The organism is Streptomyces sp. NPDC001714, from assembly GCF_042892755.1.
Taxonomy (GTDB): domain Bacteria; phylum Actinomycetota; class Actinomycetes; order Streptomycetales; family Streptomycetaceae; genus Streptomyces.
In genome coordinates this window covers 14,040-29,593 of record NZ_JBIAUL010000002.1, presented here as the reverse complement: position 1 = coordinate 29,593, position 15,554 = coordinate 14,040, and the positions used below count along the sequence as shown (strand labels likewise).

The 15,554-nt window shown below is 70.4% G+C and carries 12 protein-coding genes; 7 read left to right on the top strand and 5 right to left on the bottom strand.

From position 1 onward, the window contains the following. Positions 1 to 3 precede the first annotated feature (3 nt). The 3 genes from ACFY0P_RS04685 to ACFY0P_RS04675 all read left to right on the top strand — a co-directional run bounded on the left by ACFY0P_RS04685 (position 4) and on the right by ACFY0P_RS04675 (position 1,591). Complete coding sequence (locus ACFY0P_RS04685) at positions 4 to 438, top strand: cupin domain-containing protein (protein ID WP_388907383.1); 435 nt, start codon at positions 4 to 6, stop codon at positions 436 to 438. A 203-nt stretch (positions 439 to 641) separates the two neighbouring features. Next, positions 642 to 884 carry a hypothetical protein gene (locus ACFY0P_RS04680; protein ID WP_388907381.1) on the top strand — a complete coding sequence of 81 codons (243 nt, stop codon included), beginning with the start codon at positions 642 to 644 and terminating at the stop codon, positions 882 to 884. 164 nt (positions 885 to 1,048) lie between these two features. Further along, positions 1,049 to 1,591 carry a hypothetical protein gene (locus tag ACFY0P_RS04675; RefSeq protein WP_388908803.1) on the top strand — a complete coding sequence of 181 codons (543 nt, stop codon included), beginning with the start codon at positions 1,049 to 1,051 and terminating at the stop codon, positions 1,589 to 1,591. On the opposite strand, the gene ACFY0P_RS04670 is transcribed toward ACFY0P_RS04675, so the two are convergent. From ACFY0P_RS04670 to ACFY0P_RS04655, 4 genes are all read right to left on the bottom strand, one after another. Next, positions 1,581 to 2,939, bottom strand: coding sequence for an NAD(P)/FAD-dependent oxidoreductase (locus tag ACFY0P_RS04670; RefSeq protein ID WP_388907379.1), 1,359 nt, complete (start codon positions 2,937 to 2,939; stop codon positions 1,581 to 1,583). The two genes, ACFY0P_RS04675 and ACFY0P_RS04670, sit on opposite strands and share 11 nt — an antisense overlap. A gap of 421 nt (positions 2,940 to 3,360) precedes the next feature. Then, positions 3,361 to 4,116 carry a GNAT family N-acetyltransferase gene (locus ACFY0P_RS04665; protein WP_388907377.1) on the bottom strand — a complete coding sequence of 252 codons (756 nt, stop codon included), beginning with the start codon at positions 4,114 to 4,116 and terminating at the stop codon, positions 3,361 to 3,363. A gap of 274 nt (positions 4,117 to 4,390) precedes the next feature. After that, the gene (locus tag ACFY0P_RS04660) at positions 4,391 to 6,811 is read right to left on the bottom strand and encodes an FtsX-like permease family protein (protein ID WP_388907375.1); all 2,421 of its coding nucleotides are present in this window, start codon (positions 6,809 to 6,811) and stop codon (positions 4,391 to 4,393) included. Positions 6,812 to 7,262: 451 nt separating this feature from the next. Beyond that, the gene (locus ACFY0P_RS04655; RefSeq protein ID WP_388907373.1) at positions 7,263 to 10,043 is read right to left on the bottom strand and encodes an AAA family ATPase; all 2,781 of its coding nucleotides are present in this window, start codon (positions 10,041 to 10,043) and stop codon (positions 7,263 to 7,265) included. Between the two features lie 217 nt (positions 10,044 to 10,260). Between ACFY0P_RS04655 and ACFY0P_RS04650 the strand changes: the two genes are divergently transcribed. The 4 genes from ACFY0P_RS04650 (at position 10,261) to ACFY0P_RS04635 (ending at position 14,077) form a co-directional block, all read left to right on the top strand. Further along, positions 10,261 to 11,037: an FAD-binding protein gene (locus tag ACFY0P_RS04650; protein WP_388907371.1), complete on the top strand. Its 777-nt coding sequence runs from the start codon at positions 10,261 to 10,263 to the stop codon at positions 11,035 to 11,037. After that, positions 10,961 to 11,704, top strand: coding sequence for an SDR family oxidoreductase (locus ACFY0P_RS04645; RefSeq protein ID WP_388907369.1), 744 nt, complete (start codon positions 10,961 to 10,963; stop codon positions 11,702 to 11,704). The genes ACFY0P_RS04650 and ACFY0P_RS04645 overlap by 77 nt, the downstream gene beginning before the upstream one ends. 84 nt (positions 11,705 to 11,788) lie before the next feature. Then, positions 11,789 to 12,259: a carboxymuconolactone decarboxylase family protein gene (locus tag ACFY0P_RS04640; protein ID WP_388907367.1), complete on the top strand. Its 471-nt coding sequence runs from the start codon at positions 11,789 to 11,791 to the stop codon at positions 12,257 to 12,259. Positions 12,260 to 12,544: 285 nt separating this feature from the next. Then, a complete protein-coding gene (locus ACFY0P_RS04635; protein WP_388907365.1) occupies positions 12,545 to 14,077 on the top strand; it encodes an MFS transporter in 1,533 nt (510 codons plus the stop codon). A gap of 114 nt (positions 14,078 to 14,191) precedes the next feature. Here ACFY0P_RS04635 and ACFY0P_RS04630 read toward each other — a convergent pair whose 3' ends face one another. Next, entirely contained in the window at positions 14,192 to 15,430 is a 1,239-nt protein-coding gene (locus ACFY0P_RS04630; protein WP_388907363.1) for a PP2C family protein-serine/threonine phosphatase, read from the bottom strand. Between the last annotated feature and the right edge of the window lie 124 nt (positions 15,431 to 15,554).

Here is a 15,554-nt window from a genome sequence, read left to right as displayed (position 1 = left end):
ATCATGCGTACTTCAGCACGCGCCGCGGTCGTCGGAACCTGCCTCGTAGGGCTCTCGCTCGCCTCGACGACCGCCCAGGCCACCCCTGGCGGCCCCGGCGTCAGAGGCCGCGTCCTGGCCCAGCGGACCGTGGGCGACACCGACTACGTCCTCCGCGAGATCACCATCCCGCCCGGCCAGGCAACCGGGTGGCACTACCACGACGGCACGCTCTACGCCTTCGTCAAGCAGGGCACGCTGAGTCACTTCGACGCCTCCTGCGCCTCCGACGGCGTGTACAAAAAGGGCAGCTTCCTGAAGGAGCCGTCGGGCGCGGACCACGTGCACATCGGCGAGAACCGGGGAGCCACGGACGTCGTCCTGGACGTCCTCTACGTCCTGCCGCACGGCAGCCCCTTCTCTCAGGACGCTCCGTCCCCGGGCTGCGAACTGCCGTGACGTGGCGGCCGCACGGCGGCTGTCACAGCTCCCACCACTAGCCGGTCAATGCGGTACCGACGGCTCGTGGCGGTCCGTGCCCCGGCCCCGCGGCGACGAAGGAGGAGCATGGCAGGGACATTCATCACTCGCGCCCGGGCGACCGCCGGTCCCCCGGGGCCCGTCCAGCGGACTTCCGACGCGGGCCGAGGAGGGACACGAGGATGACTCGAGACGCCGACCGCCGGACCGACCCCACCGCCGTCACCGTCTTGCTCGCCGCGGAGGCCGCCGTCCTGAAGGGACGGCTCGGGGTGCTCCGGGAGGCGATCGACGAAGTGGACGCCCGGATCAACGCGGTCTCCGAGAAGATCAAACGGTCCCCCGCAGCGGGCGACCACGAGGCGCCGCCAGCGGACGAAGGGAGCGCCACGGGGCTCGCTCCGTCCCCGGCCCGCCGTCCCTGACGGCCCGATCAACGGTGTGTTCTGCGGGGGACCGCCCACTCTGTTCTCGGCCGACGGGGCCGCTGCATATGATGTTCGCCAGCATCCCGCCGGTGCCGTGCCGGGGGCGGTCCGGGACATCGAGCGGTCCCGCCAGGACACAGGGTTGAGGACGAGAGGAACCCATAGGCTCCGTGACCCAGACGGCCGGCACCATCGAGAGTACCGCCGACAGCCTCCAGGAGAACCTGGCTCGGCTGGAGATCCAGAAGCAGGCGCTGGAGAGAGAGCTGGCCGCGGTCACCGCCCATCTCGGTTCCGTGCAGCGGGCGCTCGACGCCCTTCAGGCCCTCATGCCCGGCGCCGGCCCGGCGGCCGCCCCATCACCGCGGGACCCCGCCCACGTGAGCGTCCCGTCGCCGGCGAAGCCAGAGGCCGCGCGCGCCGCGGCAACCGCAGAAGCCGCCGCAGAGCCCCCGGCCACGGCAGTCCGGAGCGACGAGGCGGGCGACGGCGGCACGACGTACGGCAAGCTCACGGAGCAGATCCTGGTGTACTTCGCGCAGGCCGGGGACACGGAGGTCCGCGCCCGCGACGTCGCGTCGGCTCTGGGACGCGACACCGACAGCGGCAGCATCAACTCCGTCCGCAGCACGCTCGACCGTCTCGTCGGCGCCTCGCGCGTCCAGCGGGCCGGGCGCGGACTGTACCGCGCCGTCATGCCGTGAGCCGGCCTCCGGGCTGTGCGGGCTCCTCTCCTCGGCGCAGTTCGCCGCGAGAGACGAATGCCTCCCTCGGGTGCTGCACCGACGCCAGCGACACGATGTCGCGGCCGTAGAGAAGGGCCGTGAACCACACGGCGAACACACGCGTCTTGCGTTCCCAGCTCGGTATCGCCAGAACGTGGTAACCACGGTGCATCAGCCAGGCCGGGAACCCCTTGATGACCAGGCCCCGGTACTGGAAGATACCGCGGCCGAGCCCGAGTGTGGCCACCACACCGAGACTGCGGTGCAGGTAGTCCTTGATCGGACGGCCGCGCAGCGACGCCAGGATGTTCTTCGCCAGCAGCTTGCCCTGGCGGACGGCGTGCTGGGCGTTGGGCACGGTGTGCGCGCCCGGCCTCCCGGCCGCGAGATCGGGCACCGAGGCGTCGTCCCCCGCCGCCCAGGCGTCGGGCACCACCTCGGTGTCCGTAGTGATCCGCAGATCCGCCCGTACGGTGAGCAGGCCCCGCTCGTCGACGGGCAGGTCGCTGTGGTTGTGCACGATCGGGTTGGCGGCGTTGCCGGCCGTCCACACCAGCAGGCCCGAGTCGTACTCGGTGCCGTCCGACAGCCGCACCCGGCCGTCCTCGGCGGAGACCAGCTGAGTGTTCAGGTGCATCCGCGCCCCCCGTTTCTCCAGTGAACGCACCACCCAGGCGCCCGGCCGGTCCGCGACCTCGGGCAGGATGCGGTCCCGTGCCTCGACCAGGTGGAAGGCCGGTTCGTCCGCGCCGATCTCCGGGTACTGCTTGAGCAACGCGGTCGCCAGGGCCAGCAGCTCACCAAATCCCTCCACTCCGGAGAATCCGCCACCGACGACGGTGACGGTGAGCAGTTTGGTGCGTTCGGGCCCGCGCGGCAGACCGGCCGCACGGTCGAACGAGGTGAGGAGGCGGTCGCGGATCGCCACCGCCTCCTCGACGTGCTTGAGTCCGTACGCCTGATCGCTCAGCCCCGGGATCGGGAAGGTCCGGGTGACCGCCCCCGCCGTCACCACCAGCACGTCGTAGTGCAGGTCGAGGGATGGCCCGGACTCCGGGCGGACCGTGACCGTGCGCGCGCTGTGGCGGATCTCCGTCACCGAGCCCGCCACCAGACGCGTGGAGTGGAGGTGACGGCGGAGCGAGACCGCCGCGTGCCGGGCCTCCACCGAACCGGCCACGACCTCGGGCAGGAAGGGCTGGTACGTCATGTACGGGCGGGGGTCGACGACGGTGACGCGCGCCTCGCCCGGCCGCAGCCTCTTCTCCAGGCCCCACGCGGTGTAGAAGCCCGCGTACCCGCCACCCACGATCAAGATCTCACGCACGGTGTCCTCTGTTCCTCTCGGTCCTAACCCTCTAGACCGGTCGTCGGCACTCGGTGTGACACGGTGGCCGGATCACGTTCCAGGGCTTCGTGCGCGCCCTCTTCACCCGCATGTCAGTTTCATGGACCAGGGACGTGCGGTGGCCGTACTGGATGGTGTACATCCTCTTGGACCACTGGCCGGCGCCGCAGCCGAGGAGTCAGCCGAAGAACCGCAGGATGAAGGCGCGCCCGAATGCCCGGCCGGAGGTGTAGAAGGCGACCTCGTCGGGGGGGGGAGGCGAGCGCGGTGAGCTCGCCAACCCAACCGGCCCTCCCGGCAGGTGAAGTCCCGGCGCGACCCGCCGGCCGGGCAAACGAGCGGCGGCGCCGGCGTGCAGGTTGGAGGGGCACCGCGTACTCCGCATACGGCCGGCTGCGGCTCAGGCGGGGAAGGCGAACAGCCGGTACTCGGATGTCGTCGTGAAGCCGAAACGTCGGTACAACGGTTCGCCCGCAGGGCTGGCCACCAGCGCGGCGCAGCGCATCCCGCGCTCCCACCCCACCTGGAGCGCGGCGGCCGTCAGGACCGCACCGACGCCCCGCCGTCGATGTGCTTCGGTCACGTGGACGAGGAAGATCCCGGCCACCCCGTGGGCGGTGATCACCACGGTCGTCCCGACCACTCGGCCGTCCAGCACGGCGGCCAGCCGGACGATGTCGGCGTTGTCCGCGCGTCGCGACTCGATGCGCACCATCTCGGCCTGCAGCCGGGACTCGACACCCATCGAGGCCCGGTACGTCCGGACCAACTCGGCCAGCCGTTCATCGTCCTGTACCGGCTCCACCCGCAAACCGGTGCGAGCGGTGTGCGGGACTGTGCCCGGGTCGGCCGGTTCGTCGAGCGGGAGCACCATCACGGGGAGGGCCGTGAGCTCTCGTCCACCGTGGCACCGCAGGACATCGGCGGTGTCCTCGGGGCTGTCGGGTCCGACCCACCACCACCAGGGAACGTTCGCGAACTCCTTGCGGACGGCCGTCACGTCCGCCCCATCCGCGGACACCGACCGTACGCGTACGACGCCGTTGAACTGCGGGGTGGCAAGCCCGCTGCGGAACTGGTCGACAGTGTTGCCCGCTCGGCTCTGTGTGCCCCATCCCATGAGGTACTGACGGAAGTTGGCGAACACCGAGGCCATGGCGCCAAGTTCCCGCGAAGCCTCAGTGCTTCGTGTCCCGTTGTTCGACGTGCTGATCGGGCTTGCCGGATCCACCATTGCCACTGTCTTCCTCATCTCGTGATTCTGCGCACCACAGCGTGCATCGTGGTTGCGGCCGGCGTTCTGCGGCCATGACTGTCCTCCGGAGCGAGGATCACCGCCGTCTTCTGAAGTCCGGGTGCGGCTGGCGTTCGGACTCCAGAAGGCACCCTCCGGCCGGTCGCCTTACACGTGGCGCGGCCGGGGGAGCGATTCACTCATGACGTAGTCCCTGCGGCCGGGTCGAACGCCACAATGCCGGCAGGGTCAACAAGGTGGCACCGAGGGAGACGGCCGCCCCGATGCCGGCTATGGCCAGTAGGGTGCTCCAGTTGTGCGTCACAGGCCTTCCGGCGAGATCGAGCAGCGTGCTGCCGAGGGCCGTCCCGATCGACTCCGCCACGAGCAGACCAAGTCCGACGGGGAGTACGGACTGCAAGAGGACGGATGTGGCGAGCGTACGACGGGGCGTGCCGAACGCGACAAGTACGGACAGGACTCGTGCACGCTCGCGGACCTGCTCGATCGCACCGAGCAGCATGCTCGCTGCGATCAGTACCAGCACGGCGGTTACCCCGGCCAGCAGAGCCCGCCTGACTCCGTCGAAGGCGGGGTCGCCCTGGGACTTTCCAGGAAAGTCGACGCTGAAGGCCGGGTCGAGCCGTGCTGCTGCGGTGCGGATGTGGTCCTGCACGTCTTTGAACCCGGTCGCATAGGTGAGGCCGACCGTGCTGACGGCGTGTGCGATGGCGGTGTGCCCGGCCGCCCAGGGGGTGGCCAGCAGGGTCCGTTCAGAGGAAACCTCTGCCGGACAGGCGGGGGTCGCACGGACGGTTGCGGTGATGTGCGGCACTGTCCAGTGGGGGCCGTACATGTCCATGCGCAGTTTCATGCCGGTGGCCCATGTGGTCATGTCGGGCATGGTGTCTGTGGCCGGAGGAGCGGTGAGAAAGGCGTCCCCGTCCGAACAGGAAGGCAACTGTGCCAGCAGGCGCAGATGAGCGCAGTCGGCGATGAGGACGGACTGAGGGAACCCACCGTTCAGGGGACTCACCGACAACTCCTTGTACTCAATCGCCCGTTGGACGCCAGGAGTCGTGGCGAGCACCGGGGCGTACTGCGCCCCTCGCTTCCCGCCGTCGTCGAGGCGGGCGATAGCGACGCGTGTGGAGGCGGAGGGGCCATGTGCCCCTCGGGCGGTGCTGTCCACCGGGTTCTGGGAGAGTCCGGTGAGGAGGGTCTGGAGGGCCACGGCCCCTGCCACGGCAACCGCGATTCCGTTGACCGAGCGGGTGGCGGAGTCGCCGTTCAACTGCAGGCCGCGCAGCGCTAGTTGCCAAGGCACCGGGCCGAAGCCGCCGAAGAGTCGGGGGAGGCGTTCCACGGCCCACGGCAGCACCGCGGTGACTCCGACGAGCAGCGAGAGGATGCCGACGAGCACCAGGACGACACCGGAGGTGCCGTGCAGGTCGGCAGGGCTGCGTACGGAGATCCGCAGCAAGATCAGTCCGAGCAGGGGAAGTGCCATGCGCCACCACAGGCGTCGCGAGGTGCTGCCGGACTTCCGGACGACTCCAAGGGGCTCTACGGCCACCTGGTGCATCGACAGTTGTGTGATGCCGAGGGAGAGCGTAAGTACGGCGACGACCACGAGCGCCGCCAGCAGGGGCTGTGGCGTGAGATCTTCGGTGAAGACACCGAGCCCCTGTATCTCCACCGTTCCCGCGAACTGACGTCCCGTCATAAAGAGGACCGCACCTAGGGCGATACCTGCCAGTGTGCTGAGCGCGACCTCGCCTGCTGCGATGGTGGCGGTCATCCCGCGGTTCGCGCCGACCAGGCGCAGGGCGGCCAGCCGCCGGTCCCGTCGCTCACCACCGAACCGTACGGCCGCGGCGATGAAAGCACCGACGGGGAGGAGCAGTACGACGATTCCTGCGATGCAGAGGAGGACGAGTTCGGGGGGAAGGGGCTTCTTCGCGTAGGCCTTGCCGAAGTGGTCGAGCCGTCGCGTTTGCCCTGCATCGGCCGCCATGTGGTTCGCGACCAGATAGAAGACGTGCTCGCCCGGGTCGAGCAGACCTGCATCGCCGATCTCACCCGCGACGGGATGGGCGAGGCGCTCGCGCAGCAGGCCGTCTCCCGGTGCGGCCAGCAGTTTGTGCAGTGCAGGAGAGACGACCATCTCCCCTGGGCGTGGGTAGCGCTGGACTCCGGGCGGCAGCGGTGCCGCAGGCCCCTCCGGCTGCACCATGCGCCCTCGGATCTTCTCGCCCCGGAACACGGTGTCGATGTCCCTGATAAGAACAGTGTGATCCGAGCGCGGGATGGCGCGGTCGCTGAGGTTGACATCGATGCGATGGTGGATCCGCTGGTCCCGGTGGTGTCTGGCAGTCGGCACCGACGCGGCGAACAGCAACATTGCCACACCCAGCCCCACTCCGACAGCTGTAAGAGACGTGCGGATCGCGCTGTTCCGCCCGCCGAAGAGCGCGAGTCGAGCGCCGAGGGCGAGCGCGCGGAGACCTCCGAGACGCCGACGTGCAGGTGGGATCACAATGTTCCTCTCGTACGACTGGGGACAGGGTGCCGTCTCGCGGCGCAAGGGTGGGCAGAGGACGGGCATGAACGCCATCTGCGATGCCCAGGTCGACTATACGCTGTGCGTATAGTCGAGTACACGGTACCAATGCATCGTCGTGCAGCGTGTCACACTCTCACTGATGGGGCGGGCGACTTCTGTTCGACGACGTCTCATCGCGCCAGCAATTCCAGTCCACAAGAGACGTCCGGCCGGGTCGGCGAAGATCACCAACTCCCCGTGTCATGCACACGCGTGGACCGGGGCACTGGTTCCCAGCGCGCCGTCGTGATCAGGACCGGATCGGCAGCTGGGACCAGTGGCCGCCCGCTCTGTCCTCCCCGTCGCCCATCACGAGGTGGGGCGAGGCCGGCCTCGCTCCTCGCCTGCGCGAGGCAGTGACCGCCGTGGTGCGGCTGGACCGAGCGCACCGGATCCAGGCGCTGTATGCCGTCACCCATAGGTGCGCGGCCCCCGCGGATTCGTGATGGCTGTCAGTTCTGACTCACCGTGCCCGTGCGATGTCGAGGACGTCCGGCAGGGCTCGGCGGGAGCTGATGCCGAGCTTCACGTAGACCTTCCGCAGGTGCCATTCCACGGTATGGGGGCTGATGAAGAGCTCCGCGCCGATCCGCGCGTTCGTCATGCCGTCGGCGGCGAGGGCTGCGACCTGCGACTCCTGCGGGGTGAGAGCGTTCGCCGGCGTGGTCGCCCGCGCGGTCACCTGCTCGCCGGTGGCGATCAGCTCACGGCGCGCCCGTTCGGCGAACGCGTGAGCCGGCATCGCGCCGAACATGTCGTAGGCCGTGCGGAGATGCTCGCGAGCCTGCGCGCGGCGCTGTGCGCGCCGCAGCCACTCGCCGTACAGCAGGTGGGTGCGTGCCACCTCCACGACAACCCCGCCGCGGCCGAATTCCTCGATCGCTGTGCGGTACAGGCGGTCGGCCGTCTCACCGTCGACCAGCAGCGCCTCACTGCGTGCCCTCGCACCCCGCGCCCACCCGGAGTCGGCGGCGCGGGTGAGTTCGGTAAGGCGGGCCAACGAGGCGCGAGCCTGGTCGAGTTCACCGCACCGCGTCGCGGCCTCCACATGTTCGACCAGCGACAGACCAGTGAAGTTGAACCCGTCGTGCTCGATACCGGTGCGGGCGGCCTCGAGCGCCTCTTCGTAGCGGGCCAGTCCGTTGAAGAGCACGCCCTGGATGTAACCCATGGCACCGAGCAGGGATACTTCGCCCCGCTGCACGGCGCGCTCTCTCGCTTCTTCGATGATGCCGGCGGCGACATCCGCCTCACCCCGCCACGCGGCCAGGACGAGCGTGGCGTATTTGTGCGGGGCGTGGCCGGTCGCGGTGGCGATCGCGTCGGCCTCGTCGATCATCCGGTCGGCCTCGGCGAAGTCGCCGTAGTGGATGTGCACCCCGCCCGCGTAGATCAGAGCCGGCGGCAGGCTGCCGAGTGCTCCGACGTCGCGGGCCAGACGCACTGCGCGAGTCGAGAGTGTGTCCCAGGCATGCAGGTCCCAGGCCCAGTGGATGAACGACTCAAGCGCGACCGGGGCCAGCAGCAGCCACCGCACGGTCGCCTCCCGCGTGCGGAGCTCTTCGTGCTCGAGCAGGTCGAGTGCCTCGCGCAGGGCCGGGACGGCCGTCTCCGGGCCGTCCGCGAGCAGGGCCGCCACACCGTCCAGGAGAGCGTCCGCGGCCTTGGAGCCCGAGGAGGGCGCCCCGGACGCGCGGGCCGCTATCGCCGCGGCGCGGGCGCCTGTCGGACCGTGGACCCGGCCGGCGAAGATGGTCGCGCTGATCGCCTCCAGGTACGTCTCCCGTGCCAGGGGAGATCCGGCCGCGGTGAACTGTGCCGCCGCGTTCAGGAGCAGTGGTGCCGCCTCGTCGCTGCGGCTGCGGGCGAACAGGATTCTGGCCCGCAGACGTGCCAGGCGGGCCCGGTCCAGGACGCTGAGGGGATACAGGTCGGCCACCGCGGCCAATTCCGTGGCCCGTTCGGGCGCGGCGGCCGAGAAGTGCGCCTCGGCCGCCGCAAGGGCCCGGCGCCCTCGCGGCCAGGGATCGGGCGTCACCTCCACCGCGCGTTCCAGCAGCACCGCCTCGGCCGCGATGCCCCCGCGCTGCCGGGCGCGATCGGCGGCCTGCTCCAGTCCTGCGGCGACCTCCTCGTCCGGCTCGTCGGCCGCCTGCGCGGCGTGCCAGGCGCGCCGGTCAGGGTCCAGGAGGGGGTCCGTGGCCTCGGCCAGGGCCCGGTGCACCGCACGTCGATCCTCCGGCTCGGCTCCGTGGTAGACCGCCGAACGGACCAGCGGGTGCCGGAACCGTACGGGCTCGCCGAACTCGATCAGGCCGGCTGCCTTGGCCGGTGCGGCGTCCGGAGTGATACCGAGGGAAGCGGCCGCGCGGATCAACAGGCGCACGTCGCCCACCGGTTCCGCCGCAGCGATCAGCAGCAGGGTGCGAGTCGCGGCCGGCAGCGCGCCGAGCCGCCCGGCGAAATCGCGCTCGACGCGGCTGGCCACCGGCCCTTGGACGACCGGGGCACTCGACGCGTCGGCGCCGTAGGCCAGTTCGGCGGCGCTGCGGCCCCGGGAGAATTCCAGCAGCGCGAGCGGGTTGCCGTGTGTCTCGGCCACGAACCGGTCCCGGACCCGCTCCTCCAACCGTCCCCCCACAGCTCCCTCCAGGAGTTCCCCAGCCGAAGCGGCGTCAAGTCCCCTCAGTTGCAGCGCCGGCAGGCCCGCGAGCGCGGACTGCCCCTCGGGGTCGCGGACTGCGAACACCATGGCGACCTGCTCCGCGAGCAGTCGCCGGGCCACGAACTCAATTGTCTGCAACGACACTTGATCCAGCCACTGGGCGTCGTCCACCAGCACCAGCACCGGCCGGGTCTCCGAGGCGCGGGTGAGCAGGGTCAGAACGGCGAGGCCGACCAGGAAACGGTCGGGCGGATCGCCGACCGCCGTCCCGAATGCCACGCGCAGGGCGTCACGTTGGGGTTGCGGCAGTTCTTCGACACCGTCCAGGAACGGCGCGCACACCTGGTGCAGACTCGCGTAAGGGAGCTCCATGTCGGCCTCGACACCGCGTGCCCAGGTCACCTGCACCCGGGACGCCCGCGCAGCTGTGTACTCCAGCAGCACCGACTTGCCGATGCCCGCCTCGCCCCGGACGACCATGACGCGGGAACCACCGGCCTGAAGGCCGGCCAGCAGGTCGTCGAGCGCTGTGCACTCACGCTGCCGGCCGACCAGAGCGGGAAGCGGGCTGGCGATCATGCGACTCGGCTCCTCGGCGGGATCCGGGGGGAACAGTGCTCCCACAGCGGTGTTCGGAAGAATCCTTGTCACGGTACCCGCGGCCCCTCCCCCGCGGTGCGGACAGACGGTGTGACTACTTCCACGCCCGGAAACACGCTGAGGTTGTCACAAATCGGGGCCCTGTCCGGTCGATCCCAACCAATGATCCTGTCCGCGCGCTGTCATAGGAGGACCCATGTCTTCGCTCGGAGACCAGCTCACCACGTCTGTCCTAGTGGTGGGAAGCGGTGCGTCAGGCCTCCGAGCGGCCATCGAAGTCGCCGAGGCCGGGGTCGCGGTCGTCGTGGTCACGCAGCGGGCCCGCGAAGACGCCCAGGCCGGCGCGGCGTGGGACGATGCCGAGTGGGCGCCCGCCCCCGCCCGTCTCGGCGACACCGGGGAGCGGCACTCGGCTGAGACGTCGCCGCAGAGCCGCTGTCGAGGCCCGGACGGCGGACATCGGTGTGCACATCGACATCGGCAGCTTCTCGGACCTGGCGCACGCCTACGACCTCAGATCCGCCGTGCTCACCGCCCAGGCGACCATCCAGTGCGCTCGGGAGCGGCTCGGGCCCCAGGACCCACCACCGGTCCGAGCGCCCCGGCGCCGCGCCCGTCCTGCCGGACGCCATGGTGTGGTCCGCGACGACCGGCGTGCGCCGCACACCCCTGTGGCCCGCCCCGACCGGAATCACCGAGCCGTGACGCGACGCGTCCGACTATGCCGGACCCGCCGTGTGAGGGCGATCGACAGCGGCGCGAAATCTTTGTGCGCCGCCCTGTCACAGATGCCGGGGTCGCCTGGTCAGGAGGGTACGAGCCATCGCGGCCGGTGCCGTGGGCGAGGTCGCCGCAGACCCGCCGGGCACCGTGCGAGATCAGTGAAGGGAAAGTCCATGAAGGTCGTAGTGATAGGCGGAACCGGACTCATCGGTTCCAAGGTCGTCTCCAAGCTCAACGAACACGGTCATGAGGCGGTGGCAGCCTCCCCGAACACCGGAGTCAACGCGGTCACCGGAGAAGGCCTGGCCGACGTCCTGAAGGGCGCCTCCGTCGTCGTCGACGTCTCCAACTCCCCCTCCTTCGACGACGACGCGGTGATGGAGTTCTTCCGCGCCTCCACCACCAACCTGCTCGCCGCGGAGGCTGCCGCCGACGTCACACACCACGTGGCTCTGTCCGTCGTGGGCACCGACCGTCTCCAGCAGTCCGGCTACTTCCGGGCCAAGCAGGTCCAGGAGGACATGATCCGGGACTCCGGAGTGCCGTACTCGATCGTCCACGCCACGCAGTTCTTCGAGTTCGCCAAAACCCTCGCGGACTCGGCGACCAGCGGTGAAACAGTGTCCGTCGCCTCCATCAAGATCCAGCCCATCTTCTCAGGCGACGTGGCCGCGGCCGTCGGCCGCACGGCGGTCGGCACTCCGGTCAACGGAATCGTCGAGGTCGCCGGCCCCGACACCTTCACCCTGGAGGACTTCATCCGCAAGGCCCTCACGGCCCACAACGACCCCCGCACGGTCGTGACGGACCCGAAGGGTCTCTACTGGGGCGCCGCCCTCAAGGAGTCCGACCTGCTGCCCGGCCCCGACGCACAGCTCGGCGAGACGCACTTCGCCGACTGGAGCAGCAAGCAGTAACGGCGAGCCGGGAGCCCACGGCCCCGAAATCGCAGCAACCTCACGACAGTTCATCTCCCATCACTCGACTATCAGGATCCCTACATGGACGCGCGCATCGACTACTTCGGCAACGCTCTCGCGGGCAAGGTCATGAAGCACCTCAACTCGGCCGGGGCCGCTGTGCACTCGGCGCTTCCCGTCGCCACCCAGGAACTGGTGAAGATCCGGGCCAGCCAGATCAACGGCTGCGGCTTCTGCACCGACATGCACACCAAGGACGCCACCGCCGCGGGCGAGGACCAGCAGCGGCTGCACCTGGTCGCCGCCTGGCGCGAAGCCACCGTCTTCACCGACGCCGAGCGCGCGGCGCTGGAGGTCACCGAACAGGGCACCCGCGTCGCCGACGCGGCGGGCGGTGTGTCGGACGAGGCCTGGGCCAACGCTGCGAAGCACTACGACGAGGACCAGCTCGCCGCGCTGATCTCGTTGATCGCGATCATCAACGCCTACAACCGCATCAACGTCATCAACCAACAGCCCGCCGGCGGCTACAAGCCCGGCATGTTCGGCTGACCCGCGCGCTCCGCCCCGCCGGACGCACACCGTCCGTCTCCCGCTCGCCCCGGCCCACCGAGCGGGAGACGGACCCTCGGACACCCTGCGTCCTCACGACGCCACACCGCGAACCGCAGCACCCCGGGTCCCACGCGAAGGACCACCCGCGAACCACCGCACCCCGGGCGTACGCGACGCGCCACCCGGCGCACCCGTGCGTAGACGAGAAGACCGACCCGCCGCACCCGCTGCCCGGCACGAACGCACCGGCCGCCTCCTGGCCCACTGTCCCAAGGAGACGACATGCACCCCTCCCCCGCCCCGAGCGACCCGGCCTTCCTGCGCATCGCCAGCGCCCGCGGCCGATGGACCCTTCTGGCCACCGTCCTCGGCTCCAGCGTGGTGCTGCTCGGCTCGACCGTCACCAACGTCGCGCTGCCGCACATCGGCGACGACTTCGACGCCGACCTCACCGCACTCCAGTGGACCGTGAACGCCTACATGCTGACCCTGGCGGGACTCATCCTGCTGGGCGGATCCCTGGGCGACCGCTTCGGCCGGCGCCGGATCTTCGTCCTGGGCATCATCTGGTTCGCTGCGGCGTCCCTGCTGTGCGGACTGGCTCCCGGCACGACCACGCTCATCGCAGCCCGCGCGCTCCAGGGCGTCGGCGGAGCGCTGCTCACCCCCGGCTCACTGGCGATCATCGAAGCCTCCTTCCACCCGGACGACCGGCCGCGCGCCATCGGCCTGTGGTCCGGGTTCGGCGGCATCGGGGCGGCACTCGGGCCGTTTCTCGGCGGATGGCTCGTCGACGGCCCCGGCTGGCGCTGGACCTTTCTGCTGACGATCCCCCCGGCGCTGCTGTGCGTGCCCCTGGCAATGCGCCACGTCCCGGAGTCCGTCGGCAGGCCCCAGCAGCCCACCGTCCCGACCGGTACCCACACCCCGTCCCGGCGGGGCTTCGACCTCGCCGGTGCGGCGCTGGGCGCGCTGACGCTCGCTCTGGCCACCTACGCGCTGACCGAAGCCCGTTCCGGCGGGCCCGTCGCCCTTGCCGCGGCCGCGGGCAGCATCGCGGCCGGGGCCGCGTTCCTGCTGGTGGAGCGGCGCAGCAGCGACCCGATGATGCCCCTGTCGATCTTCTCGTCGCGGCCGTTCACGGCCATCAACCTGATCACCCTGTGCGTCTACGCCGGGCTGGGCGGGTTCTTCTTCCTGATCGCCCTGCAACTGCAGATCGTCGCCGGCTACTCGGCACTGGCGGCGGGTGCTGCCATGTTGCCGAGCACGGTACTGATGCTGCTGTTCTCCGCCCGCTCCGGGACGCTCGCCCAACGCCTGGGACCGCGCATCCCGCTCACCGTCGGCCCTGTGGTGTGCGGGGCGGGCATGGTGATGACGGTGCGGGTGGGCACGCACGCCTCCTACTTCGCCGACGTTCTGCCCGCCCTGCTCGTGATGGGGACGGGCATGGTCATCATGGTCGCTCCGCTGAGCGTGACGCTGCTGGCCTCGGTCGAGGCCGCCGACGCGGGCCTGGCCAGCGGAATCAACAACGCGGCCGCACGCGCGGCCGGGCTGGTCGCCGTGGCCGCACTGCCGCTGCTGGTCGGCATGAGCCCGGACGCCTACCGCTCCCCCGGCTCCTTCGACACGGCGTTCAACCGGGCCATGCCCCTGTGCGCGGGCCTGCTGGCCATCGGAGCGGTGATGGCCTTCGCCCTGCTGCGCGAAACCGCCGACACCTCTCACGCACGGCACGGCCGGGCTCACGGCTGGCTGATGGAGCCGCCGCTGGTGTCGCGCTTCGCCCATCACCGGGCTCTCGACTAGGTCGAGAGCCGAGATTCCCCGGCCGGGGCGCATGTGCCAGCCGGTTCCCGCCCCCTCCCCGGCGGGAACCGGCTTCGTCCGTAGGCCGGGCAGGTCCTGCGGGTCGGCAGAACGTCAAATCCCGCCCCCTTCGTCGCAGGACAGATGAAGCACCGCCACATCGTCCCGTAGCCCACCGAACGGGGCGGCCAGCAGCGATACGCCGCTTACCAAGGCATCGACGAACGTTTGCGCCTCCAGATGCGCGAGCCGACCGGCCAGCCTCAGCAAGCCCTCCTCCCCGAGCCGTCCGCCGGCTGTACGACCTTCGTAGAGTCCGTCGGTGAACAGCACGATGCCGTCCCCGTCCGACGTCGCCATCTCGCTCTCGCGCCAGTCCCCTTGCCCGGGGAAGAGTCCCAGCGGGAGACCTGGCGGCGGCTCCACCCAACGGACCTCTCCCCTGTGCCGGTGCAGAAAGCCCGGATGGCCGGCGGTGACCGTCCGCAGGGTGCGGCGGTGGGGCGACAGGACCAGGGACACCACGGTCGCGTAGGTCTCCTCCTCCGCTCGTTCCGCGGTCAGAATGCGTTCGAGCAGATGGAGTTGTTCCAGCTGGCTCTGCCCGCACAGCACGGCCGTGCGCCATGCCAGGCGCAGGTGGACACCGAGGGCGGCCGCGGCGGCACCGTGCCCGGACACATCGCCCATGACCACGTGGGCGCTGCCGTCGTCGCCGCGCACCACATCGCAGAAGTCACCGCCCAGCAAAGTGTGCGCCCGGCCCGGCGCGTAGTGGAAGGCGGTCGTGAAGCCATCTGCCTGCAGCGTCAGGTCGGGCAACAGGCCCCGTTCCAGCAGGGCGTTGTCCCGCGCGATCTCCTCGCCCGCCACGGTGCGCCCCGCGACGGCACGTTGCAGCGCCACCCAGATCCTCCGGCAGAACTCGTCGGGAGCGCTGCGGCGGTGATCGGCCCAGCCCTGCACCGAGTCGGCGACAGAGCGGAAGGCGTGAGACGCATGCGCGCCGTCAAGAACGAGCACGGCCGCGTCGGGGGCGTGGCGGCGTACCCGGGTGACGACGTCGGCCAAGGTCCGTCCGGCCGGTGTGCTGCCCACCAGAACGCACAGCGGGCCGTGGGTGCCGGACGTGCGGCATCCTTCCTCGACGCTCGTGTGCCAAACCAGCGCATCGGCCAGCCGGTCCGGAAGCAGCCACCGGACGTGGACCGCGTCCTGTTCGTCCTGGGACAGCAGAACCACGCGGAGGTCGCGGCAGAAGGAGAAGTCCCCACGGGGACGGGCCTCGAGAGCCCGATGTCCTCCACAGCGATCGACGGCCGGAACGTCCGGCCGCGGAATGGGGATGCTCATGTGTGGTCTTTCGTGCGGCGAGAGGCGATGGCGGCTCCACGCACGAGTGTCGGCGGCTCACGGAACGCACACCCTTTTTCTCCTGCCTGGCCCGATCTGTTCGCTCATGAGACAGGGGCACACA